Raw genomic sequence first — 24,093 nt, forward strand, 5'->3', positions numbered from 1 at the left:
GGTCGTGATAGGGAAAGCGCTGATCCTGCTGGCGATCCTGATCGGTATCGGCTGGTTTCTGTACTGGTTCACGCGGACCCCGCCGGAGCGGGTCGCACGGGTGCTGCGCAAAACCCTGTTGTGGGGGGTGATCGGCGTCGTCATCCTCGCCGCCCTGACCGGTCGCCTGAATCCCCTGTTTGCGTTGCTGGCGGCGTCTATCCCGATCCTGCTACGCCTCGGCTATCTGTTGAGTCTGCTGCCGGCGATCCAGCAGCTGCTGCGTGCCCTCGGGGTGTCGGTGCCCACCGGTGGGTATTCGAGCGCGCCCGGTGGCACGAGTGGAGACGCTCGGACCTCGTCGATTCGCACGCGCTTCCTGGCGATGCAGCTCGAGCACGAGACGGGCCAGATGGATGGGGAGGTGTTGAAGGGTCGCTACCGTGGGCAGCGCCTGGCGGATCTGGGCCTTGATCAGCTCCTCGAGCTGCTCGACGAGTGTCGGGCGGCCGATGCCCAGTCGGCGGCGCTGCTCGAGACCTATCTGGACCGTGAGTACGGCGACGACTGGGAGGAGCAGGCCCGGGGTCGTAGCGGCCGCACGGCCGATGGCGGGCGCCTCAGCAAACAGGAGGCCTTCGATATCCTCGGGCTCGAGCCGGGCGCCAGTCCCGACCAGATCCGCGCGGCCCATCGCCGGTTGATGCAACGCTACCATCCGGACCGGGGCGGGACCGATTACCTGGCGGCCAAGATCAACGAGGCGAAACGCCTGCTGCTCGGTGATTGAGACGGGTCAGGCGCGGCCGCCGTGAGATCACGGCTGGCCCTCGAGGCGCTCGCGGACCTCGTGCGCGGCGCGATCGAGACCCTCCCGCGCCCGGTCGATGAATTCGCGGCCCTGTTTGCGCATCGCGGCCGCGATCGCCTGCGCGAGCTCGGGGTTCTGGATCTCGCGATCACCGAGCGTCATCCGATAGGGCGACGTCGAGTAGGCCGACATCGGGTCGGCGAGCGTCAAGGCTGTGTCATCGACGACGTTGTACCGATACTGACAGCGAGCCGAGGTCGCGCGCGTACCGGCGCCGCCCGTCTGGAAGGCCAGGTCGACGGTCAAGCCCTGGACCCCGCGCGGGTCGGCGCGGACCTGGGTCCAGGTCACCGGCTGCTCGGCAGCGGTGAGGGTCAGGACCAGATCTTTGCACAGGGTGACTCGAACGTCCTCGCGCGGGCTGGAACAACCGCCGAGCGCCAGGATCCCGCCGAACAGCGCGGTAATTATTGTGGCTATCTGTCGTCGTCTTTCGCGCATCGGACCTCCGCGAGAAGGATCTGTCATCACCGATCGGATCACCGAGGTCGAACCGAACCTCGGTGGACGAAACGCTCATGCGGCTTTCGAGTCCGCGCCTGGTCAGGATCGCCGCGGGGAACCTGTCCTCAGCGCGGCAGGTCCGAGCGGCCCATCAGCCACTCGTCGACCGCACGGGCGCATTGCCGGCCTTCCCGGATCGCCCAGACGACCAGTGACTGGCCACGACGCATGTCGCCGGCAGCGAACACGCCTTCGGCCGACGTTTGATAACAGCCGGGCCCGTCGGTCGTCGCCTGGACATTGCCGCGCGCATCGAGCGTCAGGCCGGCGGCGTCCTGAAGATCCGCGATCAGGCCTTGATGGACTGGATGGACGAACCCCATCGCGAGCAACACCAGGTCGGTCTTGATCTCGCCCTCGCTGCCCGGCACCTCGGTCATCTGCCAGCGGCCGTCGGCATCGCGGTCCCAGCGCACCTCGACATAGCGGGCGGCCTTGACGCGGCCGTGCCCGTCGTCGAGGAAGGCCTTGGTCGCGATGTTCCAACGCCGTTCGCAACCCTCCTCCTGCGAGCTCGAGGTGCGCATCCGGTTCGGCCAGTTGGGCCAGGTCAGGGCCTTGTTCTCTTTCGCGGGCGGCTTGTCGAGGATCTCGATCTGGGTGACCGATCTCGCGCCATGGCGGTTCGAGGTGCCGATGCAGTCGGAGCCCGTGTCGCCGCCGCCGATGACCAGCACATCGCAACCCTCGGCGCTGATGAAGTCCTCGTCCGGGACATAGACGCCCTGAACGCGCTTGCTGTTGCGGGTCAGGAAGTCCATCGCGAAGTGGATGCCGGCGAGATCGCGCCCCGGGACCGGCAGGTCGCGCGGCTGCTCGGCGCCGCCGGCAAGCACGACGGCGTCGTAATCGGCGCGCAGCTCGGCTACCGGCAGGTCGACGCCGATGTGGCAATGGGTGTGGAACTCGACCCCTTCGGTCCGCATCTGCGCCATGCGTCGGTCGATCAGATGCTTCGCGAGCTTGAAGTCCGGGATCCCGTAGCGCAGCAGACCACCGATGCGGTCGGCCTTCTCGAAGATCGCGACATGGTGGCCAGCGCGCGCCAACTGCTGCGCGCAGGCGAGCCCGGCGGGCCCTGAGCCGACCACGGCGACCCGTTTGCCGGTACGCCGCTGCGGAACCTGCGGCTGGATCCAGCCCTCGGCCCAGGCGCGATCGACGATCGCGCACTCGATCGTCTTGATCGTGACCGGGACATCGTCGATGTTCAGCGTGCAGGCGGCCTCGCAAGGAGCCGGGCAGATGCGGCCGGTGAACTCGGGGAAGTTGTTCGTCGAATGCAGGACTTCGATTGCCTGCTGCCAGTCGCGCCGATACACGAGATCGTTCCAGTCCGGGATCAGATTGTTGACCGGACAGCCCGGATGGCAGAAGGGGATGCCGCAGTCCATGCAGCGCGCCGCCTGCTGGGCGACCTCGGCCTCGGCCATCGGCCGGACGAACTCGTCATAGTGCACGATGCGGTCGGCGACCGGTGCATAGGACCGGTCGCGGCGCTCGAATTCCAAGAACCCGGTTGGCTTACCCATGTTCCGTGATCCCCTTCAACGGCTTGCTCGGTTGCGGCGGACGACGTTGCTGTGCCTGCATCGCCAACAGGGCCTGCCGGTAGTCGACCGGCATCACCTTGACGAACTTTGGCAGGCAGCGCGCCCAATCCTCGAGGAGGCGTCGCGCCACATCCGAGTTGGTGTAGTGTAGGTGGCGTTCGATCAAATGTCGGAGCCGGACGGCATCGTGCCGGGTCATGTCGCGACTCAGATCGACCAGCCCGTGCATCTCGAGATCCCCGCCCTGGTGATCGAGGGCCTCGAGTGCGGCATCCTCGTCGGCGATCGGTTCGAGCTCGACCATCGCCAGATTGCAGCGGTCCTCGAAGGTCCCGTCCTCGTCGAGGACATAGGCGATGCCGCCGGACATGCCGGCGGCGAAGTTGCGCCCGGTCGGCCCGAGACAGACCATGATGCCGCCGGTCATGTACTCGCAACCGTGGTCGCCGACGCCCTCGACGACGGCCGTGGCGCCGGAGTTGCGCACGCAGAAGCGCTCGCCGGCGACGCCGCGGAAGAAGCATTCGCCACCGATCGCGCCGTAGAGCACGGTGTTGCCGACGATGATGTTCTCCGCGGCCTTGGCGATCCCCGACTGGGCCGGCGGGTAGATGATCAGGCGCCCGCCGGACAGACCCTTGCCGACATAGTCGTTGGCTTCGCCTTCGAGCTCGATCGTGACGCCATGCGCGAGCCAAGCGCCCCAGGACTGGCCGCCGGTTCCGCGGGCCTTGATGTGGATCGTGTCGTCGGGCAGTCCGGCGTGACCGTAGCGTTCGGCGACGCGCCCGGACAGCATGGTGCCGACGGTGCGGTGATAGTTCTTGACGGCGATTGCGATCCGCACCGGTTCGCGGCGCTCGAGCGCCGGCTGGGCCTGGCGGATCAACTCGTGATCGAGCGCCCGCTCGAGGCCGTGATCCTGCGGCTCGCACTGATAGAGGGCGACCTCGGGACCGACCGCCGGCCTCATCAGGATCCGCGAGTAGTCGAGTCCGCGCGCCTTCCAGTGGTCGATCGCGGCGCGCATCTTCAGCCGGTCGGATTGGCCGATCATCTCGTTGATCGTCCGGTACCCGAGTCGCGCCATCAACTGACGGACCTCCTCGGCGACGAAGAAGAAGTAGTTGATCACATGCTCGGGCTGCCCAGTGAAGCGCCGGCGCAGCTCCGGGTCTTGGGTCGCGACGCCGACCGGACAGGTGTTGAGGTGGCACTTGCGCATCATGATGCAGCCCTCGACGATCAGCGGGGCCGTCGCGAAGCCGAACTCGTCGGCCCCGAGCAGCGCCGCGATCACGACGTCGCGCCCGGTGCGCAGACCGCCGTCGACCTGCACCGCGATGCGTCCGCGCAGCCGGTTCAGGACCAGCGTCTGGTGCGTCTCGGCCAGCCCAATCTCCCACGGGCTACCGGCGTGCTTGATCGAGGTCAGCGGGCTGGCCCCGGTGCCGCCGTCGTAGCCGGCGATCGTGACATGGTCGGCATGGGCCTTGGCCACACCGGCCGCGACCGTGCCGACGCCGACCTCGGAGACCAGCTTGACCGAGATGCGCGCGCGCGGGTTGGCATTCTTCAGATCGTGGATCAGCTGCGCCAGGTCCTCGATCGAGTAGATGTCGTGGTGCGGCGGCGGCGAGATCAGGCCGACGCCGGGCGTCGAGTGGCGCACCCGGGCGATCTGGGCATTGACCTTGTGGCCGGGCAGTTGGCCTCCCTCGCCCGGTTTGGCCCCCTGGGCGATCTTGATCTGGATGTCGTCGGCGTTGACCAGGTATTCGACCGTCACGCCGAAGCGCCCCGAGGCCACCTGCTTGATCGCCGAACGTTCGGGATTCGGCGAGCCGTCCGGCAGCGGCTGGAAGCGCTCGGCCTCTTCGCCGCCCTCGCCGGTGTTCGATTTGCCGCCGATCGCGTTCATTGCCCGCGCGAGCGTCGCATGGGCCTCGTAGCTGATCGAGCCGAACGACATGGCGCCGGTCGCGAACCGCTTGACGATCTCCTTGGCCGGTTCGACCTCGTCGAGCGGGATCGCGCGCTCGGCGAACCGGAAATCCATCAGGCCGCGCAGCGTCAGGAGTCGGTGGTCCTGTTCGTTGATCAGCCGGGCATACTCGGCATAGGTCGCGGCATCGTTCGCGCGGGTCGCGTGTTGCAGCTTGGCGATCGTGTCGGGCGTCCATACATGGTCTTCGCCACGTAAGCGGTAGGCGTAGTCGCCGCCGACGTCCAGTTGGCGGCGGTAGATGTGTGCACCGCCATAGGCGGCGGCATGCCAGCGCACGGCCTCTTCCGCGACCTCGGCCAGGCCGACCCCGCCGATCCGGCTGTGGGTGCCGGTGAAATAGCGTTGCACGAAGGCCTCATCGAGACCGACCGCGTCGAAGATCTGCGCGCCGCAATAGGACTCGAGCATCGAGATGCCCATCTTCGACATGACCTTGAGCAGGCCCTTGCCGACCCCCTTGATATAGCGTCGCTGGGCTTCCTCGAAGCTCAGCGGTTCGGGCAGCCGCGGCAGCATCGACTGGATGGTGTCGAAGGCCAGATAGGGGTTGATGGCCTCGGCGCCATAGCCTTCGAGTGTCGCAAAGTGATGGACCTCGAGTGCCGAGCCCGTTTCGACGACCAGCCCGGAGCTGGTGCGCAGACCGCGCCGGATCAGATGGTGATGGACCGCCGAGGTCGCCAGCAGCGACGGGATCGGGATGTGATCCAGGTTGGTGTTGCGGTCGGACAGGATCAGGATGTTATAGCCGTCGAGCACGGCCCGCTCGGCCTGCTGGCAGAGCCGCTCGAGCGCTGGCCCCATGCCGGCGGCGCCCTCGGTGGCCGGGTAGACGATGTCGAGCGTCCGGGTACGGAAGGCGCCACCGGAGCTGTATTCGATATGACGGATGCGTTCCAGGTCCTGGTTGGTCAAGACCGGTTGCGGGGTCTCGAGCCGCCAGTGCTGGCCGGCCTCGTCGATGCCGAGCAGGTTCGGTCGCGGTCCGATCATGCAGACCAGCGACATCACGAGCTCCTCGCGGATCGGGTCGATCGGCGGGTTCGTGACCTGCGCGAAGTTCTGCTTGAAGTAGGTCGACAGGTGCTTGGGGCGACTGGACAAGACCGACGGCGGATTGTCCGCGCCCATCGAACCGATGGCCTCTTGGCCGCTCAGGATCATCGGCGTCAGCAAGAGCTTCAGGTCTTCCTGCGTGTAGCCGAAGGCCTGCTGCGCGTCGAGCAGCGTCGCCTCGTCCGGCGACATCGGGCCGACGCTGGTCGGCAGCTCGTCGAGCCGGATCTGGGTCTTCTTCAGCCAGTCGCCGTAGGGCTTGGCCTCGGCCAACGCGGTCTTGATCTCGTTGTCGTCGATGATGCGTCCCTGTTCCAGGTCGATCAGCAGCATCTTGCCCGGTTGCAGGCGCCACTTCTTGATGATGCGTTCCTCGGCGATGTCGAGGACACCCATCTCGGAGGCCATGATCACCAGGTCGTCCTTCGTGATCAGGTAGCGCGCCGGGCGCAGCCCGTTGCGATCCAGGGTCGCGCCGATCTGACGGCCGTCGGTGAAGGCGACCGCCGCTGGCCCGTCCCAGGGCTCCATCAAGGCCGTGTGGTATTCGTAGAAGGCGCGGCGTTTCTCATCCATCAGCCGGTTGCCGGTCCAGGCCTCGGGGATCAGCACCATCATCGCGTGGGCTAGCGAGTAGCCGCCCATGACCAGCAACTCGAGCGCGTTGTCGAAACAGGCCGAGTCGGACTGGCCCTCGGGGATCAGCGGCCAGATGGTGTCCAGATCGTCGCCGAGGATGTCCGAGCGCATCGTATGACGGCGCGCCGCCATCCAATTGACATTGCCGCGCAGCGTGTTGATTTCGCCGTTGTGGCAGATCATCCGAAACGGCTGGGCCAGGTCCCAGGTCGGGAAGGTATTGGTCGAAAAGCGTTGGTGGACCAGGGCCAACGCGCTCGTAAAGCGCTGGTCGCCGAGGTCCAGGTAATAGCGGCCGACCTGGTTGGCCAACAGCATCCCCTTGTAATTGACGGTGCGCGACGACAGCGAGCAGGCGTAGTAGCCGAGCTTCGCGAAACCGGCATCGCGGATCGCGTTGTCCATCCGCTTGCGGATCACGAACAACTTGCGTTCGAACGCGTCCTGATCCGGTGTGCCGTCGCCGCGTGCAACGAACACCTGGCGAACCACGGGCTCCGTCGGCAGCACGCTCTCACCGAGGTCGCCGTTGTCGACCGGCACGTCGCGCCAGCCCAGAACCGTCTGGCCGCCGTCGCGCAGGTGCTGGTCGATTGTCGCCTCGACCTGACGTCGAGCGGTGTCGTCGCGCGGCAGGAAGATCATGCCGACGCCGTAGTGGCCGCACGGCGGCAGCTCGAAGTCGAGCTTGGCGCGGAAGAAGGCATCCGGAATCTGGACCAGGATGCCGGCACCGTCGCCGGCCTTCGGGTCGGCGCCGACGGCCCCGCGGTGGGTCAGGCGTTCGAGGATCTCGAGCCCCTGTTCGACGATTTGGTGGCTTTTCTCGTTCTTGATATGACAGACGAACCCGACACCGCAGGCGTCGCGTTCCAGGGCAGGGTCGTAGAGCCCCTGCGCGGGAGGTAAGGCACGAAGGCTCATCGCTGACCTCGTTGGAGAAACTGTTGGATGCCGCATCCCTGCTCGGGGTGATGGTCGTCACGCCGTCGGGCGATTGCCGCAGCCGGTCGAACCAGGCTGGCCACCCCCGATCTAGCTGGGATCAGCGTTGGCGATAACCTGGCCTGGTGGACCCATCTTGTCTATTTTCGTGTCGAATCCAAACCAAGTCGGCATCGGCCACGCCGAACCCGCAAGTCTACAACTTTAGCATGGTGCGTGCCATGGGATCACCGAGCGGCGGCCGGGTCGGTCGGGCTCCCACCATCGAGCTACACGGCGGCCTGCTGCGCAATCGTCACGGCAAGGATCATCGGGAAGAGGCCGATACTCGGCGACTGCTCCGGTAGCGCACGACGCTGACCAGTGAGCCCTAAAGCGGGGCGCTGCGCGGTTGGACGCCTTATCATGGTGCAATTCTTCGGTTCCTGCTCAGCAACCCAGGGTGACCACGCACGATGATCTCTCGACGCCGTTTTCTCGGTTTGGCCGGGGCCGTCCCCGTGTTGTTCGTTTACGCGCCCGGTGCGACGTCCCGGGCCGTCACGGAGCAGGGTTCGCCACGGATCGGGTTGGCCCTGGGGAGCGGCGGTGCCCGCGGATTGGCCCATATCCTGGTGCTCGAGATGCTCGACGAACTCGGTGTGCGGCCGGCTGGGCTGGCCGGGTCGAGTATCGGCTCGGTCATCGGTGCCCTCTACGCCGCCGGCCGCTCCGGTCGGGCGATTCGCGAATTGTTCGATCGGCTGCTGATCAACGAGGCGGATGATTGGCGCGACATCCTGGGGCGCAAGGATCTGCTGCGTTGGTTCGATTTTCTCGATCTGGATATCGGCCAGGGTGGTTTGGTTGGACCGGAGTCTTTTCTCGACTATCTGGTCGAGACGATGGAAGCCGCGACCTTCGAGGATCTCGACATACCCCTGCAAATCGTCGCGGCCGATCTGTGGACCGGTCGGCCGGTCGTGTTCGATCGCGGTGATCTGCGCCGGGCGATCGCGGCCAGCATCGCGATGCCCGGACTGTTTCCGCCGATCCGCGATCAGGGTAATTACCTGGTCGATGGTGGGATCGCCAACCCAGTGCCTTACGATCTCTTGCTCGATCGGTATGACATCGTGATCGCGGTCGATGTGCTTGGAGAGCGTGTCCCGAACGAGGCGGAGGCACCGTCGATGGCGCAGACGATCTTCGCGAGCTTCAACAACATGCAACGATCGATTCTGTCCGCCAAGCTCGCCGACCGGTCGCCGGATATCCTGATTCAACCCGACTTGCGCGATGTCCGGGTACTCGAGTTCTATCGCGCCGAGGATATCTATCGCCAGGCCGAGCCCAGTATCGGACCGGCCCGTGACCGTCTCCAGGCGCTACTGAGCGCCCGAGCGGTTCGTTGACGACCGACCTTCGCCCGAAATCCTTTTTCGGCGCCGAAGGCCGGCCTTGGCTCTTTGATCGAATGATCCGTCAGGTCGGGTGATCGAAGGTCAATCGACTCGATACCCGGCTCTCGTACGCCGCCGAGACGAACGATCGATCAATGTCGAAGATGGCCAGAATCGTGATCTCGCGAGTGCCAAAGATCCCTTTTCTGTGGAGTACATAGTAGTCGGCGATGCCCCCGCAGACAGGTTCGCGTTCGGTGATGCGGTAACCGGCGCGGTGCAGCTTGCGCAATGCGGCGGGTAATTCGGCGATCGGGGCCGAGGTATCGAATGGCCGGTCGTAGTTGACGGCTCGTGCGTCGATGAAGGCCGAAAAGAAGGGCGCTACGAGCCCCAGCCCCACGGCGGCCACGACCGGCCAGCGGATCTGTATCGTCATGAATCCCCCCAGTTGAGTTTGCCGCTTCCAGCCTGGTCGTCGGGTGACTGTCCAGGACTCCATGGGCTTGCGGCTACTCTTCCCGCGCAGGATCGCTGGGGCCCAGAAAGGGGTGACGCGATACCCGTCCGGGCCGATGCGCCTTGCCTCGCTCTGGGTGGACCATCAGCCGTGAAGGGGGGAAGGTGTGGCGTTGCAAGTTGTAATGCGAATACTTATCATGCGCACCTGGTGCAGGTCAACAGCTGGGTCGCAGACCATTCATGCCCGTGGCTGGCCGCGGCGGTGCAATCGTGCGTCGCGGATCTCGAGACCCTGCATCGATCGGGAGGGCTGTTCGCACGGAGGCGCAGTCGATAAAACCAATAACCCAATCAATAGGCAATGGTATGAAATTCTTAGTGAAGGCAAGCTGTGCCGGGGTCATCGTCGTTGCGGTGGCAACGGCTCCTCTGGTGTTGGCCGACGAGGAACTGGCGACACAGAGCCAATGCATGGTCTGTCACAAGATGGACGAAGCGAGCATCGGGCCCTCTTATCGCGACGTCGCGGCACGCTACCGGGGAGAGGAAGGCGCGGTGGAGAAATTGATCGTGAAGGTGCGGGATGGCGGCGTCGGCAACTGGGGGCAGATACCGATGCCAACTAATGCCTGGGTCGGTGACGAGAAGATCGAAACCCTCGTCAAATGGGTGCTGAGTCTCGAATAACGATTGGCGCAGCCGGGGTGGGTCGGTGACGCGACGTCGGTCGTGGCGGCGGCCCCGGCCGACCGGTGGGTTCAAGATCGGTCGGTGGTCCTCGATCGGAGGGGCGGGCGCCGCTCCGTTTCTTGCCGCGATGGTTACCTGGGTCGCCTCCGCTCCCTCGACGTCGGGCCGCCCCGGCGAGACCCAGCGCGGGAGGGGGCGACGCGACGCGGCCAAGCGGCCGCGTCGCCGCTTTCTCGATGCGGTTCGATCGAACCGTCGACGAAGGCTGTGGTGCTCAGGTGTTCTGAATCACGATCCGCGGGAACCGGGCCGCGTAGTCCTTGGCTTGCAGTGACAGCTTGGCCGCGGTACGCCGCGCGATCTCCCGGTAGATCTCGGTGACGCGCGACGCCGGCTGGGCGACCACGGTCGGTCGGCCGCTGTCGGTTTCCTCGCGGATGTGGCTGTTCAGCGGCAGCGAGCCTAGCAGGGGCACGCCATATTGCTTGGCCATGCGTTCCCCGCCACCCTCGCCGAAGATATGCTCCTCGTGCCCGCACTTCGAGCAGATGTGGATGCTCATGTTCTCGACGATGCCGAGCACCGGCACCTCGACCTTCTGGAACATCTTGAGGCCCTTTCGGGCGTCGAGCAGCGCGATATCCTGCGGCGTCGTGACGATGACGGCGCCCGACACCGGCACCTTCTGCGCCAGCGTCAGTTGGGTATCGCCGGTGCCGGGCGGTAGATCGATGACCAGATAATCGAGATCGGACCAGTTGGTGTCGTTCAGCAATTGCTCGAGTGCCTGGGTGACCATCGGGCCGCGCCAGATCATCGGGGTCTCTTCGTCGATCAGAAAACCGATCGACATGGTCTGGATCTCGTGGCTGACCATGGGCTCGAGGCTCTTGCCGTCCTTGGATTCGGGTTGCCCCGAGATCCCGAGCATCCGTGGCTGCGACGGACCGTAGATGTCGGCGTCGAGAAGCCCGACGCGCGCGCCCTCGGCGACCAGTGCCAAGGCCAGGTTCACGGCCGTCGTCGATTTGCCGACGCCGCCTTTGCCGGACGCGACCGCGATGATGTTCTTGACGTTGTCGATTGGCTTCAATGCCTTTTGCACCGAATGTGCCTGGATCTTCGAGGTCACGTCCACCTTGGCCTGGGCGACGCCGGCGACCTTCAGGATGCACGCTTCGAGCGCCGCAGCGAGCTGATCGGCGATGCCTTTGGCGGGGAAGCCGAGCACGACGCTGACCTTGACCTGAGCGCCCTCGATCTGGATATCCTTGATGCAGTTGGTGCTGACCAGATCGCGCTCGAGGTGCGGCTCCTGGTATTCCTTGATCGCCGTCTGGATTTGCTCTTTCGTGACTTCAGTCATGCTCTGCTCCGATTGTCATGGTAGGCGTCGGCACCAGCTTCGGGGAGACGGTGCGCCGCTGTTCGGGGTCGTCAGGCTACTCGGAAAGCTGCGCCTGAGCGTGCGAAACCCCTGGGCATCCGCCGCGTGCTTGCGCCCCAAATTGTTGCGGGATACCGTCAATTCAAGGGATCGGGTTGGTCGCGCGACGGCGCCCCGTGCGATACTTGACGGCCGCTTCAGGACTCGAGGACAAGGGGTGGAGTGTGGAGGTCCCGTGCGGAGTGTTAGCATACTCCGCCGCCGTGGGCCCGAGTAGGCGGCTCGCCAACAGGGCGCCCGCGACCCCTGTCATCGGCTGCCGAGCGGACCCCCGGCCAGGCTGGCCGATCCGTCGTCGATTCCCCACGTGCCCGCACCGGACCCTGACATGCCCGCGAAACGAGACATCCTGGTCACCAGCGCCCTGCCTTATGCCAATGGCCCGATCCACATCGGCCATCTCGTCGAGTACATCCAGACCGACATCTGGGTGCGCTTCCAAAAGATGCGTGGCCACGCGTGCCACTATGTCTGCGCCGATGATGCCCATGGCACGCCGATCATGTTGCGCGCGCGCCAGGAAGGGATCGCCCCGGAGGCGCTGATCGCACGGGTCGCCGACGAGCACCAGGCCGACTTCGCCGAATTTCGCATCGGGTTCGACAACTACCACTCGACGCACTCGCCGGAGAACCGCCACTTCGCGAACCTGATCTACGGCCGCAACCGCGACAAGGGCCACATCGTCAGCCGCACCATCACGCAGGCCTTTGACCCGGTCGAGGGGATCTTCCTGCCGGATCGGTTCATCCGTGGCGACTGCCCGAAGTGCGGTGCGTCGGACCAGTATGGCGACAATTGCGAGGTCTGCGGCGCGAGCTATTCGCCGAGCGAGTTGCGAAATCCCCGTTCCGCGGTCTCGGGGGCGGTCCCGGAACAGCGCGAGTCGGAACATTATTTCTTCCGACTCGGCGATTTCGAGGTGATGCTCAAGGACTGGACGCGCGGCGGGAGCCTCCAGCGGGAGGTCGCGAACAAGCTCGACGAGTGGTTCGAGGCCGGGCTTCAAGAATGGGACATCTCGCGCGATGCGCCATACTTCGGCTTCGAGATCCCCGATCATCCAGGCAAGTTCTTCTATGTCTGGCTCGATGCACCGATCGGCTACATGGCGAGCTTCCAGGACCTCTGCAACCGCACCGGCTTGGATTTCGACCACTTCTGGCGGCCCGACTCGAATGCCGAGGTCTATCACTTCATCGGCAAAGACATCATCTACTTCCACGCGCTCTTTTGGCCGGCGATGCTCCATGGCGCCGGGTTCCGGACGCCGAGCGCGATCTTCGCCCACGGTTTCCTGACCGTCGATGGTCAGAAGATGTCCAAGTCGCGGGGCACCTTCATCAAGGCCCGGACCTATCTCGATCACCTCGACCCGGAGTACCTGCGCTATTACTTCGCGGCCAAGCTCGGCCCGGGCGTCGATGACATCGACCTCAACCTCGAGGATTTCGTCGCCCGCGTCAACGCCGACCTGGTCGGCAAGGTGGTCAACATCGCGAGCCGCTGCGCGGGCTTCATCTCGAAGCGCTTCGCCGGCCGCCTGGCCGACCGGCTGGCCGAACCACAGTTGATCCAGGATTTCGTCCAGGCGGGCGAGTCCATTGCCCAGGCGTACGAACGGCGCGAATTCAGTCGCGCGGTCAGAGAGATCATGGTCTTGGCCGATCGCGCCAACAAGTATATCGACGACAAGGCACCGTGGGTCGTGGCCAAGCAGCCGGGCCAGGACGCGGAGCTCCAGGCCATCTGCTCGATGGGCATCAACCTGTTCCGGATCCTGATCGGATACTTGACACCGATCCTGCCGAGGACGGCCGCGGACGCGGAAGCCTTCCTGCAAATCGAGCCGCTCACCTGGGACGCGATCACCAACCCGCAACCGGGCGCGGTCTTGCTCGGGCACGAGATCGCACCGTTCAAGCCGCTGATGACCCGGGTCGAGCCGGCACGGGTCGCGGCGATGGTCGCGGCCTCGCGCGAGGATTTGGCCCGCGCCGGTGACCCGGCCGCGACGGCCGAGGCCGCCGCGCCGGTCGCAGCAGATCACTTGGTACGGGAGCCGATTGCCGCGACGATCGATTATGCCGATTTCGCGAAGCTCGATCTGCGCATCGCGCGCATCCTCGAGGCCGAGGCCGTCGATGGGGCCGACAAGCTGCTGCGCCTGACGCTCGATCTCGGCGGTGAGACCCGCACTGTGTTCGCTGGGATCCGCGCCGCCTATGACCCGAAAGACCTGGTCGGGCGGCTGACACCGATGGTCGCGAACCTGGCGCCACGCAAGATGCGCTTCGGCGTTTCCGAGGGGATGGTGCTCGCGGCCGGGCCCGGCGGGAGCGACATCTTCCTGTTGTCCCCCGATGCCGGGGCCGAACCCGGGATGCGCGTCAAATAAGCGTCGCCCGCGGTCCGGGGGCGACCCGCCCCTCAGGCCGTCAGGGCCGCGAAGACCGCCGGCAGCCGTTCCGGCAGCCGTTCGACCTGGTCGACGATCGAGTAGCGGTTCTCGCCGAAGATGCGCGCGACATAGCGGTCGGCCTCCGGATCCAGGGTCAGGCAATAGCAGTGGATGCCGCGCGTCGCCAGTTCCTCGACGGCCTTCTTGGTGTCGTGGCGCAGGTACTGCGGATCCCGCTCGTCGATATCGGCCGGTTCGCCGTCGGTGATCAGCAGTACCAGACGCTTCTGGGCGCTCTGCTGCGCGAGGTGCCAGCCGGCGTGGCGCAGCGCGGCCCCCATCCGCGTCGACAGGCCTCCCTTCATGCCGGCGAGCCGTGATTTGGCCTCGTCGTCGTAGCCCTGGTGGAAGTCCTTGAAGCGGTAATACTGGACCTCGTGACGGCCGTCCGAGGCGAAGCCGTGCAGCGCGAACGCATCGCCGATGCCGGCGATCGCCCAGGCCAGCAGGCCGGTGGATTCCCGCGCCAGTTCGAGGACCGTCGGGCTGTCGGGGTCCTGTTGATCGATGCGTTCGTTCGTCGATTCCGAGAGATCGAGCAGCACCAGGATCGCCAGATCGCGGACATGGCGCGTGATGCGGATATTGATCCGCGGGTCCGGCATGGTGCCGCGCCGGATGTCGATCATCGCGCGCACGGCGGCGTTCAGGTCCAGCTCCTCGCCCTCCTCGTAGCCGCGCTTGCGCACGACGCCCTGCGGTTGCAAGGCGTCGATCAGCCGGCGGATGCGGCTCGCGACCGGCTTGTGCTTGGTCAGGATCCCGTCGATCAGCGCCGGGTCGCCGCGTCCCTGACGCTGCTCGATGACCGTCGCCCAATCGGGCCGGAACAGCTGCACCTGATAGTCCCACTCCTGGTAGTGGTAGGGCTCGGAGATCGGTTCCTTGCCCTCTGTCTCGTTGAAGGACACGCCCTCGTCTTCGTATGGGAAGAACTCGGTGGCACAGACCCAGATCTCCTGGGCATCGTCGCCGGCGGTCTCGACGTCGACCTCGTTGGCCATCTCGATCGCGGAGACGTATTTACGCACCTGTTTTTGCGACGCCGGGAGATAGTCCAGGCCGCGTGCGATGAACGGGTTTTCGCGGAAGGACCAGACATAGGCGTTGTCATCGCGGTAGGGCAGGGGCCAGTCCTCGAGCACGCGCAGGTTCGGCAACGGCAGCCGGGCGACGACCTTGTGGTACAGCGTGACCCCGGCATCCCAACTGATCTGGTTGTCGCCGGCGCGCGTTGCGAGCTCCGCACGAAAGGCCGTTGCCGTCTCCATCACGAGCGGATCGGAATCCTGGTAATTCCGGTCGAGCAGGGCCCGGGCGACTCGCATCATCAGGTCCACCGTCGGATGCAGATCGCGCGCCTCGTCATCGAGCGTCAGCGGCGCGGTGAAGAACTGAAGCCAGAGCTTCCCGAGCCCGGGAAAGTCGCAACAGGCCAAGTGTTCGATGCGGGCGTCCTCGAACAGCTCGATGAACTTCATCTGGGCCGGCGATAGTTGTTCGGCGCTGATCGGTTCGCGCGTATAAACGAGGTGGGCCGCGCAGTGGGCCGCCGCGGCGCGGTAGATCTCCACGCCGCCGATGCCGCGATGGGTGTCGAAGGCGTCCGGCAGATGGATCTGGAAGTCGGCAATGAAGGGCTTGAGCCCCTGACGCCGCTCGTAATCACCGGATGTCGGCCGCATGAAGAAGGCGCGCGCCCACAGCGCCCGCAGGTAGAAGTTGAGCCGGCGCTGGTTATCGACGAACAGGGTGCCGCGCCGTTCCTTCTGCAGGACCGCACGCGAGGACTCGGTCTTGAGCCCGAAATAGGCCATCTGGCCATCGAGGTCACGCTGGTGGGCCTGGGCGCCCCACAGGGCCCAGCGGCGCAGCCCGCCCAGCGTCAGCTTCGACAGCAGCTCGTCGAGGTTCTCCATCATCGGCCGCAGACCCCGTGGAACCTTGCCGGCCAACTGATGGACCAGGTTCAGATAACCGCGCAGCACGTCGGCGTCGCCGAGACGGCTGGCCGCCAAGGGCAGATGGGCCAGGTGCAGCGCGATCACGGTCCCGGACGTCAAGGACGCGAGTTTCATCAGGTGCGCGACCACGTCGGGCACCACGTCCTCGCCGACCTCCTTCGCGACCAGCGGCATCTCCTGCACGAAGGTCAGGGTCAGGTCCTCGCCCTTGCCGAGCGAGCACATCGCGCGGATCCCGGTCAGATAATTCTCGAGACCGCGCGGAGACATCAGGCGCGCCGCCTCCTGGTAGCTCGCTTCCAGTGCTTGCCGGTGCGCATGATTCGGGTCGCTGCTCAGGCAGGAGAGGTGTTCGCTGAAGTCGATGCTCATGGTTCGATGGCTCGCCTCGATCGATTCCGCTGCTACGGAAAAGGATTCAACAATGACCGGGGCACCCGCCGGGTGCGGAACGAACCGCCCCGATGGGCCGTTCGCAGCGGCCGCGCGCTCGGTGCAGCGCGCAACCGATGTGCGGTGCAGGAACGCCGCGGGCGTCGGTCAGAAGTAGGTGTTCACCGCGGCATCGAGTGTATCGCGCATGTCCGGATCGTCGGTCAGCGGCCGGACCAGGGCCATCTGGCACGCTGACAGCGGATCGATGCCCTTGCCGATCAATTGCGCGGCATAGACCAGCAATCGCGTCGACATGCCCTCGTCGAGGCCGTGGCCCTTCAGGTTGCGGCTGCGCTGAGCCACTTGGACCAGCTTCTCGGCCACGGCACGTTCGACGTTGCCCTCGTGCGCGACGATCTCGGTCTCGATCTCGGCTGACGGGTAGTCGAAATCCAGCGCGCCAAACCGCTGCTTCGTCGACTGTTTCAAGTCCTTCATCAGGCTCTGGTAACCCGGGTTGTAGGAGATCACGAGCTGGAAATCCGGGTGGGCCTGGACCAGCTCGCCCTTCTTCTCCAGCGGCAGGTTACGGCGATGGTCGGTCAGCGGGTGGATCACGACCGTCGTGTCTTGTCGGGCCTCGACGACCTCGTCCAGGTAGCAGATGGCCCCGACGCGTGCGGCCACCGTCAGTGGGCCGTCCTGCCACTTGGTGCCGTTGATATCGAGGAGGAAGCGTCCGACCAGGTCGGAGGCCGTCATGTCCTCGTTGCAGGCGATCGTGATCAGCGGCTTGCCGAGACGCCAGGCCATGTATTCGACGAACCGCGACTTGCCGCAGCCGGTCGGACCCTTGAGCATCACCGGCATCCGCGCCGCATACGCCGCCTCGTACATCGCGACCTCGTTGGCGACCGGCCGGTAATAGGGTTCATCCTGGATCAGGTATTGCTTCTTATCGATGTCGCTCATGGCGTCCTCCTCTTGTTGTAAGCGAGAGTCTTCGTATGGCTCGGAAACATGCCCCGCCAACCCCCGGGAAGACGCGCAGCCGCATCGCGGCCCCACGGCATGGCGCGACACCCGCTCACTCGAGCCGGCTGACGGTGTCGCTGTGGCGTCGTGATGGAGGGGCGTGGGCGAACCCGAGCGTTCCTTTCTCGGATGGGTCTTGCTCAGGGGTGGGCCGCCGGTGTTGATGTCCGCCGCACTAGCGCGTGCTACCCGGCGAATCTGAAGACGGTCCGGTCGAGAGTGGTCCGTTGCTGCCTACCTTTCCCGTTGCCGACGCGTCGTGACGGTCTCGCCACCGATGCCCCAATTGTCCGGATCCACCTCTTCGATGACGACGACCGTCGTCCGAGGGTTCTTGCCGAGCACATTCTGGAGCAGGTCCGTCACACCGCGGATCAGTTCTGCCTTCTTTTCGGGTGTGGCGCCTTCGTTCGTGATCTTGATGTTGACGTAAGGCATCGCGGCCCTTTGATCGTTTGTCGTCGGTGTCAGACGATGGCTCTTCTAGGCTTACATGGTAAGCCACTGAAAAATCACGGGGGATGATGGCGAGATTAGTCGCGCCAGTTCGACTCGTCAAGATGGCTGAACGCCTTCCAGGTGCTTGGAAGACCAACTGAATGCTTAGCGTGCCCCTATTGTACAGACAGATAGACGTCGAAGGTGCGGAAGATCCGGCGGGTGACCAGGCTAATACCGAACGACTTATCCTCGGCGTTGCCGCCGGTCCAGACGCCGCCTCGGCCTTGATCCATCTGGAGCGCAAGGATCGTTCGGAAAACACCCGGGCCGACAGGCGGCCCGGGTCAATGTCAGGAGGTCAGGGCGGGGTCAATGGGACGAAAGATTGGGTCGAGAAGTGTTCCGGGGCCGGAGCGAAAAGCAGAGCGCCGGCGAGATCCTGTTCGAGATAGTCCACGAAACCCTGGGCGTAGTTGATGAAGGTATCCGTGTAGCGACCTTGATTGAAGGCATCGCCGAAGGTTTGGTACCCGTCACGGCCGGACGCGATGAAGCTGTTGGTGACGACCACATAGTCGGCATCCAACTCGATCGCCGACCAATCGTCGGTGCCCCGTTCCCGGATCTCGACATTCGCTACCCGCGCGCCTTGTGGCAGGTTCATGTCGATCTCCCAGCGGATGTGCGATCCGTACGGAAAGGCCCCGGTGTTGGCCCCCGGGTTGCGCGCATAGAAGGCCAGCGCGTCCTCGAGGCTGTCGATCACCTCCTGGCCGGTCAACTCCAGCTCGACCAGGGTGTTCGAGAAGGGCAGCAGCCTATAGGCGGTGCCGATCGTGATGTCGCCCTCCGGGATCCTGATGCGCACACCGCCGCCATTCTGGATGGCCAGGTCCGCGCGGAAGGCCCGGGCGAAGAAGGCATCGGTCACGACCTGCTGACTGAAGCCGCCGTTGACCTCGAGTTGGGCACCGGATAAGGCCACGGCATTCGCGTTGCAGGGCGCGGCCCCGCGCGGCTGATTGGGCACCCGGCGCTCGCACAGGACCTCGCCGGCTGCGCCGATCACCTGTTCGCTCAATTCGTCGACCAGGGCCGCATAGCCCTCGAGGATCGCTTGCGCGTCCGGGTCCGGCGTGACGATGCTGAGCTGCGGATCGGCAGCGATGGCGGCGAGGATTTCGGAGCGCTCCGGCTCGCCGACCGCCGCGTTACCGCGGACGAAGGTGTCGCCGAGCAACAGGTGCGGCGTGCCGTCGCAGCCCGCCAGCTTGCCCCGCTCGAAGGTCACCGCGAGCTCGCCGACGACCCACGAGTAGTGCCAGGCTTGGGCGACGCAGACCGGATCACCGTCGGCATTGGTGATCATCGTCGGATAGGGGCCGCCGGACGGCAGTCCGTACCGCGCGAAATCGCCGAGCAGCGTGTGCGAATCGCCACCGATGATCGCATCGACCCCGGTCACGGCTTGCGCCAACGCCAGATCGTTCTGATAGCCGTAGTGGGTCACGAGCACGATGTTGTCGATGCCCTGCGCCGCGAGCTCGTCGACATAGCGTTGCGTGGTCTCGACCTCGTCGAGAAACTGCGTGGTCGGCAGCGGTTGCGACGAATTCATCGTCTTGCCCGCGATATCGATACCGATGAAGGCGACCTCCTGTCCTTGGAACGCCTTGATTGCGTACGGTTGGATGTAGTCGTCGGCGGCGATCGGGGTCAACGGCGTTCCGATGGCCGGAACCACATTGGCCGCCACGGTCGTGGTATCGCAATGCGGATCGGCGTTCAGCCCGTCGAGAAACTGCGCCAGGTTGGCGTCGCCGTCGTCGAACTCGTGGTTGCCGAGCGCGAAGACATCGAAACAGACGCTGTTCATCAGGTCGGCATCGGCCTGGCCTTTGAACAGCGTGTAGTACAGGGTGCCGGTGATCGCATCGCCGGCGTGCAGCTTGGCGACGTGCTCGCGCTGCGATGCCAGTTCGTCGATCTTGGCCGTGATCCGCGGAAAGCCGCCGAACGGGACGCTGAAGGCGCCGCCGCTGGTACCCAGGTCGAGCGTGTTGCTCGTCGGTTGCAGGTTCGAGTGATGGTCGTTGATGTGCAACAGGTGGATCGTCAGCGGGTCGTCGTCGCGGATCGTACCGGTCGCGGTGCGCTGCGACAGCATCGCGCCGGGTGCCGCGGCGAGCAGCTTGAACTCGCGGTCCGGGCCGACGCCCTCCGTGTTATGGATGGTCACCTCGAGCGTTCCTCGGGTGGCACCGGGGGGGATCAGGGTCGACACCGCACCAGGGCGGAAGTCCTTGATCGGCTTGGCCGTCTTCGGCAGGGGAACGCCCATCACGCGCAACGCGCGTGGCGCCGGGCGATCGAGCGTCAGCGGAAAGGCGATGACGCCGTCACTCTCGAAGGCGCTCGCGTCGCCAACGGTCAAAGTGGGGAGACCCCAGCGGCCTTGACCAGGGGGATTTGCCTCGCTTACGGCCGGGACAGCGACGAGGATGGTCGCGATCAGCGCGAGGCCGATGGCCGACCAAAGGGTTCGAATGCCGTTCATCGGGGATGTCTCCAAATGCACCGAATGCCGTCGGATGTTTGTCGCGATGACGCGAACAGGTGCCCAACCAACCCGGTTTGGTTGCCAACCCGTGACGGCGCTTCGGGCGCCGCAAGTCTCGGGTGGAGGGGTTGCCCACGGGCTCGTCATCGCTAGTATCCCGCGGCGTCCTGCCGGTCGGGGCCGAGGTATGCGCCGAAGCGAACCTCGGTCAGTCTAAAAAACGCTGATGACGGGGTCGTGACGCGATGAACCCTCGAGTAACTGGGCAGGAAAATGTGGTCGCGAGCCCGCGATCACGTCCGGTAAGGTGTTGCTGCGTAGAGCGATCTGGCCCTAGTGCCCCTCAGTCGGCACCGATACAATCGGCAACCAGTTCGATGCGGTCGCGGCCAGTGTGTTTTGCGCGATACAAGGCATCATCGGCGCAGATATACAGGCGGTCGAAGCAGGCACCTGGTTCGGCCAATGCGACCCCGAAGGACGCGGTGACCCGCAGACCGGGATGTTGGTCGTGACGGAGCGCCCGGATCGCGACGGCGGCGCCGGTCGCGCACTGCATCAAGGCGATCGGCGTTGCCGCCGGGACAATCACTGCGAATTCTTCGCCGCCGAGCCGACCGCACAGGCCGCCGTACACCGGTGCATGGGCCAGCAAGGCCCTACCGACCTCGATGAGGATCCGGTCCCCGATCGGGTGTCCGTACCGATCGTTCACTTGCTTGAAATGATCGATGTCGACGATGATCAGGCCGAGAGTCTTTGTGGTCAGCCAGGTTTCCGCCTGGCCGATCAGGGTCTCGCGATTCAGCAGGCCGGTGAGACCATCGTGTCGGCTCCGATAGTCCAGCGTCTGCGTCAACTCGGTCAAGCGCTGGTTGGCCCGATTCAGTTCGCGTTCGGTCCGATCCGCGTGACTGATCAGCCGGCGCATCTCTCGAATCACGCGCTCGTAGTCGCCGATCAAGGCTGCGAGCCCGAGCCGGTGCCCGTTCGCCTCCTGGGTTTCGAGCGCGCGGCGGGCGTCGGAAAGCGCCTTCCTTTCGATGTCGAATAGGTCTGGTTCCATCATGGCTCAGGCCGGGGCCCGATGTGGCGCGAGACAGTCGGCAAGCGAGACCATGGGGTCGCGGATCAGCCTGCGGATGGGACGATACGGAAACGAATCGCGGAAAAGTCTTCCGCCAACTCCTGACCGAACTCCAAGATCGTGTCGTCCTCCGGGTCATGAAACCAGTCGAGATGCACGTGGTTGCCGGCCTGCGCCGCGCGATGCAGATCATGCACCAGATTGAACAGCATCTTGGTGCTCGAGCTGTTGAAGTACCTGAGTTCCATCGCGACCCAGACCTGGTCACCTTGGATTCCATCCAAAAACGCACGAGTCCGTTGCAAGATGTCGTGATAGAAGGCCACCGCGCTCTCTGGATAGGACTCGCCGCGCAATCGTAGGCGCCGCGCATCGAAATCGAAATCGACTTCGGGCGTATCGGCCGTCGCCGGGATGTATAGCCTATTCTCCACGGTATCTGCTCCGGATGGCACGTTCGTGACCCCTGTAGGGGACCTTGCAAGAAGGCCTTCCTGGCCATTTGTCACAACGCCGAGCAACCAGGTGCTTCGTGTGCCACTCGGCCTTCTATTCAGACGCCTATAGGGCACCTTGAAACATTCAAGGTGCCCGCGCGGGGCAAGGATGCCCCGCCATTTTCAGTCGCCTAAGCGACGGAAAATGAAGCGAAGCGGAAATCGCATTTTCGCTTCGCGTCTCGAAAAATTGCCCGGATGGCAATTTTTCAAGGTCCTCTATAGGGCTGACCCAAGGCCTCGACACGGCTAAAGCGTCGCCTTGAGGGTGAAGAGTAATTCGCCAGTCGGATCCGGTTCCAAAGCAAATTCGATTGGGCCATCGCTGTCGCGGGCGATCGTCAATAATCCCAGTCCGGCGCCGACACTATCCGCGGGCAACTCTTTGCGCAACTGCTCGCGATACGACCGCTTGATCTCCTCCACCGACATGAGCCGCAGTTCCTCCAGGACGGGCCGCAACCGCTCTGCCCAATCCTGCGTAACCGGGTTCTTGCAGATGATCAGGAACCGACCATTCTCTTGTGTGATGCAGACGGAACCCGCGCGCAACTCGTTTTGCTGCGGTCCCGACACCAATTGGTCGCTCGAGTAGCGAACGACGTTCTGCGCCATTTCGATGAAGATCGAGAAGATTCTGCGGCGCAAGCCGCCCGGCATCTCCGAATACTCCAGTCGCAGCCGAACAGCATCGCCGATGGCATTGATGATGTTTTGCGAGAAATAGCCCACGTAGAAGAAGATGAGCCCCGGATTCTGCGCGAGACAGGATTCCCGATCCGTGCAAGCCGAAAGGTATCGATTCATCGCCGATCTCCAATCAGTCGCCAGGCCACTCGAGACCCAGGATGGTCAGGTCGTCCCTAACGCGCTCGTTCCCCTGGTAAACGGAGAACATCTCTGCGAAGGCGTCCTTTTGTGCCGCCATCCCGAGCGTCCGCGACTCGACCAGGAAACGGGTCAGGCGTCGCTTGCCGAAAGCGATTCGGCGGGGACCGCCGATCTGATCCAGAATTCCATCGGACACCAGATAGTACCGGTCCTTGGGCGTCACACTGATGCTGTGGTTGCTCCAGCGCATGTCGGCCGGTGTCGCCGCGTAACCGACACCGTGACGGTCGGACCGCAAGACCTCGCAGTCCGCTGGATTCCCGGCAAGCACTCGAAACAGCGGTAGTCGAGCTCCGGCATAGACCAAGCGGTGCTCCCGGATCCAGCCACGCACCAGGAGGCCATCCAGCCCGTCATCGGAGCCGGCGCTTCGCGGCGAGAGTTCGGGGGCGTTGTCGAATTGCCCCAGCGTATGTTTGATTCGGCGGTTCATCGACGCGATCAAAGCGGCCGGGTCATCGTGACCATGCTGCGCGATCGCACGCTCGAACGCGGCATCCGCGATCAGGGTCATCAAGGCCCCGGGGACCCCGTGCCCGGTGCAATCGAACAGGGCCGCCAGGAAGCCACCCGGCGCTTCGGTGAAGTGGAAGAGATCGCCACCGACGGTGTCTCGCGGTCGCCATAAAACCCAGTGGCCATCGGGGAAGGTCTGAGTCAAGGCGTGACGGGAGGGCTTCATCAAAGACGACTGGATGATGCCCGCGTAGTCGATGCTCTCAGACAGTTGCCGATGCTGACGGGCTTGCAGTTCGGTCATGGCCTGCAACAGATCCATGACCTGTCCGACCCCACGATAACGGCCCTTGTCGACCAGAATGAAGCCATCGGCGAAGACCTTTTCGCCGGTCTCGATGGCGAGCGCGGTCACGGCTTCGATCGTCATGTCCGATTCGACGACGAGGGGGTTCTTGTCCATGAACGCGATACAGCTTTGACGGCCGTAGAGTTCGCGGTAATAGGGCTTCGACATCATGTTGTCGAAAAGGCCCCGATTGATCAGACCCATCGGCCGCTCAGCATGGAGAACCGGTAGGTTCTGGACCGTAGGATTCGCCGCGAAGCATTGGGCCACCTCGTCGTTTGTATGACTGGCGGTGATCGGTTCGACCGGCTTCAGCAGATCGCCGGCGCGGCGCGCTTCCTTGGTGGCCGCGCCGATTTCCAGCGGCTTCCTGGCGGCCCTATCCGAGTAACCGTCTCTCATAACCACCCGTATCGATGGTTGTATAAGGGCACCACAAGG

17 protein-coding genes are annotated in these 24,093 nt (G+C 64.7%); 4 read left to right on the top strand and 13 right to left on the bottom strand.

Translation table 11 applies throughout. The features are described from left to right. Positions 1-4: 4 nt before the first annotated feature. Entirely contained in the window at positions 5-769 is a 765-nt protein-coding gene (locus ABC977_RS03760) for a DnaJ domain-containing protein (RefSeq protein WP_369665901.1), read from the top strand. 27 nt (positions 770-796) lie between these two features. Here the strand turns inward: ABC977_RS03760 and ABC977_RS03765 are convergent, their stop codons facing one another. The 3 genes from ABC977_RS03765 to gltB all read right to left on the bottom strand — a co-directional run bounded on the left by ABC977_RS03765 (position 797) and on the right by gltB (position 7,534). Beyond that, entirely contained in the window at positions 797-1,291 is a 495-nt protein-coding gene (locus ABC977_RS03765; RefSeq protein ID WP_369665902.1) for a hypothetical protein, read from the bottom strand. A 128-nt stretch (positions 1,292-1,419) separates the two neighbouring features. Continuing rightward, entirely contained in the window at positions 1,420-2,886 is a 1,467-nt protein-coding gene (locus ABC977_RS03770; RefSeq protein WP_369665903.1) for a glutamate synthase subunit beta, read from the bottom strand. After that, positions 2,879-7,534, bottom strand: coding sequence for a glutamate synthase large subunit (gene gltB, locus ABC977_RS03775; RefSeq protein WP_369665904.1), 4,656 nt, complete (start codon positions 7,532-7,534; stop codon positions 2,879-2,881). The genes ABC977_RS03770 and gltB overlap by 8 nt, the downstream gene beginning before the upstream one ends. A 476-nt stretch (positions 7,535-8,010) precedes the next feature. On the opposite strand from gltB, the gene ABC977_RS03780 reads away from it, so the two are divergent. Continuing rightward, positions 8,011-8,949, top strand: coding sequence for a patatin-like phospholipase family protein (locus ABC977_RS03780; protein ID WP_369665905.1), 939 nt, complete (start codon positions 8,011-8,013; stop codon positions 8,947-8,949). Positions 8,950-9,019: 70 nt separating this feature from the next. Here ABC977_RS03780 and ABC977_RS03785 read toward each other — a convergent pair whose 3' ends face one another. Beyond that, entirely contained in the window at positions 9,020-9,376 is a 357-nt protein-coding gene (locus tag ABC977_RS03785; RefSeq protein ID WP_369665906.1) for a hypothetical protein, read from the bottom strand. A gap of 389 nt (positions 9,377-9,765) precedes the next feature. On the opposite strand from ABC977_RS03785, the gene ABC977_RS03790 reads away from it, so the two are divergent. Continuing rightward, entirely contained in the window at positions 9,766-10,086 is a 321-nt protein-coding gene (locus ABC977_RS03790) for a c-type cytochrome (RefSeq protein ID WP_369665907.1), read from the top strand. Between the two features lie 277 nt (positions 10,087-10,363). Here ABC977_RS03790 and apbC read toward each other — a convergent pair whose 3' ends face one another. Then, on the bottom strand, positions 10,364-11,455 hold the full coding sequence (apbC, locus tag ABC977_RS03795; RefSeq protein ID WP_369665908.1) for an iron-sulfur cluster carrier protein ApbC: 1,092 nt from the start codon (positions 11,453-11,455) through the stop codon (positions 10,364-10,366). 409 nt (positions 11,456-11,864) lie between these two features. Between apbC and metG the strand changes: the two genes are divergently transcribed. Further along, complete coding sequence (gene metG, locus ABC977_RS03800; RefSeq protein ID WP_369665909.1) at positions 11,865-13,934, top strand: methionine--tRNA ligase; 2,070 nt, start codon at positions 11,865-11,867, stop codon at positions 13,932-13,934. 32 nt (positions 13,935-13,966) lie between these two features. On the opposite strand, the gene ABC977_RS03805 is transcribed toward metG, so the two are convergent. The 8 genes from ABC977_RS03805 to ABC977_RS03840 form a co-directional block, all read right to left on the bottom strand. Further along, the gene (locus ABC977_RS03805; RefSeq protein WP_369665910.1) at positions 13,967-16,333 is read right to left on the bottom strand and encodes a nitric oxide reductase activation protein NorD; all 2,367 of its coding nucleotides are present in this window, start codon (positions 16,331-16,333) and stop codon (positions 13,967-13,969) included. Between the two features lie 168 nt (positions 16,334-16,501). Beyond that, positions 16,502-17,308 (bottom strand): CbbQ/NirQ/NorQ/GpvN family protein, encoded by an 807-nt coding sequence (locus ABC977_RS03810; protein ID WP_369665911.1) that lies wholly within the window; start codon positions 17,306-17,308, stop codon positions 16,502-16,504. Between the two features lie 297 nt (positions 17,309-17,605). Further along, complete coding sequence (locus tag ABC977_RS03815; protein WP_369665912.1) at positions 17,606-17,809, bottom strand: tautomerase family protein; 204 nt, start codon at positions 17,807-17,809, stop codon at positions 17,606-17,608. A gap of 361 nt (positions 17,810-18,170) precedes the next feature. Further along, positions 18,171-20,369 (bottom strand): 5'-nucleotidase C-terminal domain-containing protein, encoded by a 2,199-nt coding sequence (locus tag ABC977_RS03820; protein WP_369665913.1) that lies wholly within the window; start codon positions 20,367-20,369, stop codon positions 18,171-18,173. Between the two features lie 346 nt (positions 20,370-20,715). Continuing rightward, entirely contained in the window at positions 20,716-21,441 is a 726-nt protein-coding gene (locus tag ABC977_RS03825) for a diguanylate cyclase (RefSeq protein WP_369665914.1), read from the bottom strand. A 62-nt stretch (positions 21,442-21,503) separates the two neighbouring features. Beyond that, positions 21,504-21,893, bottom strand: coding sequence for a DUF1987 domain-containing protein (locus tag ABC977_RS03830; RefSeq protein ID WP_369665915.1), 390 nt, complete (start codon positions 21,891-21,893; stop codon positions 21,504-21,506). Between the two features lie 312 nt (positions 21,894-22,205). Further along, positions 22,206-22,763 carry a SiaB family protein kinase gene (locus ABC977_RS03835; protein WP_369665916.1) on the bottom strand — a complete coding sequence of 186 codons (558 nt, stop codon included), beginning with the start codon at positions 22,761-22,763 and terminating at the stop codon, positions 22,206-22,208. 13 nt (positions 22,764-22,776) lie between these two features. Beyond that, positions 22,777-24,054 (bottom strand): SpoIIE family protein phosphatase, encoded by a 1,278-nt coding sequence (locus ABC977_RS03840; RefSeq protein WP_369665917.1) that lies wholly within the window; start codon positions 24,052-24,054, stop codon positions 22,777-22,779. Positions 24,055-24,093 lie beyond the last annotated feature (39 nt).

The sequence above is a fragment of the Thioalkalicoccus limnaeus genome (assembly GCF_041197575.1).
GTDB lineage: Bacteria > Pseudomonadota > Gammaproteobacteria > Chromatiales > Chromatiaceae > Thioalkalicoccus > Thioalkalicoccus limnaeus.

Excerpts from the sequence above, each read along its gene's own strand:
- ABC977_RS03765 (WP_369665902.1), bottom strand. The coding sequence starts at position 1,291 with ATGCGCGAAAGACGACGACAGATAGCCACAATAATTACCGCGCTGTTC.
- ABC977_RS03770 (WP_369665903.1), bottom strand. The coding sequence starts at position 2,886 with ATGGGTAAGCCAACCGGGTTCTTGGAATTCGAGCGCCGCGACCGGTCC.
- gltB (WP_369665904.1), bottom strand. The coding sequence starts at position 7,534 with ATGAGCCTTCGTGCCTTACCTCCCGCGCAGGGGCTCTACGACCCTGCC.
- ABC977_RS03780 (WP_369665905.1), top strand. The coding sequence starts at position 8,011 with ATGATCTCTCGACGCCGTTTTCTCGGTTTGGCCGGGGCCGTCCCCGTG.
- ABC977_RS03785 (WP_369665906.1), bottom strand. The coding sequence starts at position 9,376 with ATGACGATACAGATCCGCTGGCCGGTCGTGGCCGCCGTGGGGCTGGGG.
- ABC977_RS03790 (WP_369665907.1), top strand. The coding sequence starts at position 9,766 with ATGAAATTCTTAGTGAAGGCAAGCTGTGCCGGGGTCATCGTCGTTGCG.
- apbC (WP_369665908.1), bottom strand. The coding sequence starts at position 11,455 with ATGACTGAAGTCACGAAAGAGCAAATCCAGACGGCGATCAAGGAATAC.
- metG (WP_369665909.1), top strand. The coding sequence starts at position 11,865 with ATGCCCGCGAAACGAGACATCCTGGTCACCAGCGCCCTGCCTTATGCC.
- ABC977_RS03805 (WP_369665910.1), bottom strand. The coding sequence starts at position 16,333 with ATGAGCATCGACTTCAGCGAACACCTCTCCTGCCTGAGCAGCGACCCG.
- ABC977_RS03810 (WP_369665911.1), bottom strand. The coding sequence starts at position 17,308 with ATGAGCGACATCGATAAGAAGCAATACCTGATCCAGGATGAACCCTAT.
- ABC977_RS03815 (WP_369665912.1), bottom strand. The coding sequence starts at position 17,809 with ATGCCTTACGTCAACATCAAGATCACGAACGAAGGCGCCACACCCGAA.
- ABC977_RS03820 (WP_369665913.1), bottom strand. The coding sequence starts at position 20,369 with ATGAACGGCATTCGAACCCTTTGGTCGGCCATCGGCCTCGCGCTGATC.
- ABC977_RS03825 (WP_369665914.1), bottom strand. The coding sequence starts at position 21,441 with ATGATGGAACCAGACCTATTCGACATCGAAAGGAAGGCGCTTTCCGAC.
- ABC977_RS03835 (WP_369665916.1), bottom strand. The coding sequence starts at position 22,763 with ATGAATCGATACCTTTCGGCTTGCACGGATCGGGAATCCTGTCTCGCG.
- ABC977_RS03840 (WP_369665917.1), bottom strand. The coding sequence starts at position 24,054 with ATGAGAGACGGTTACTCGGATAGGGCCGCCAGGAAGCCGCTGGAAATC.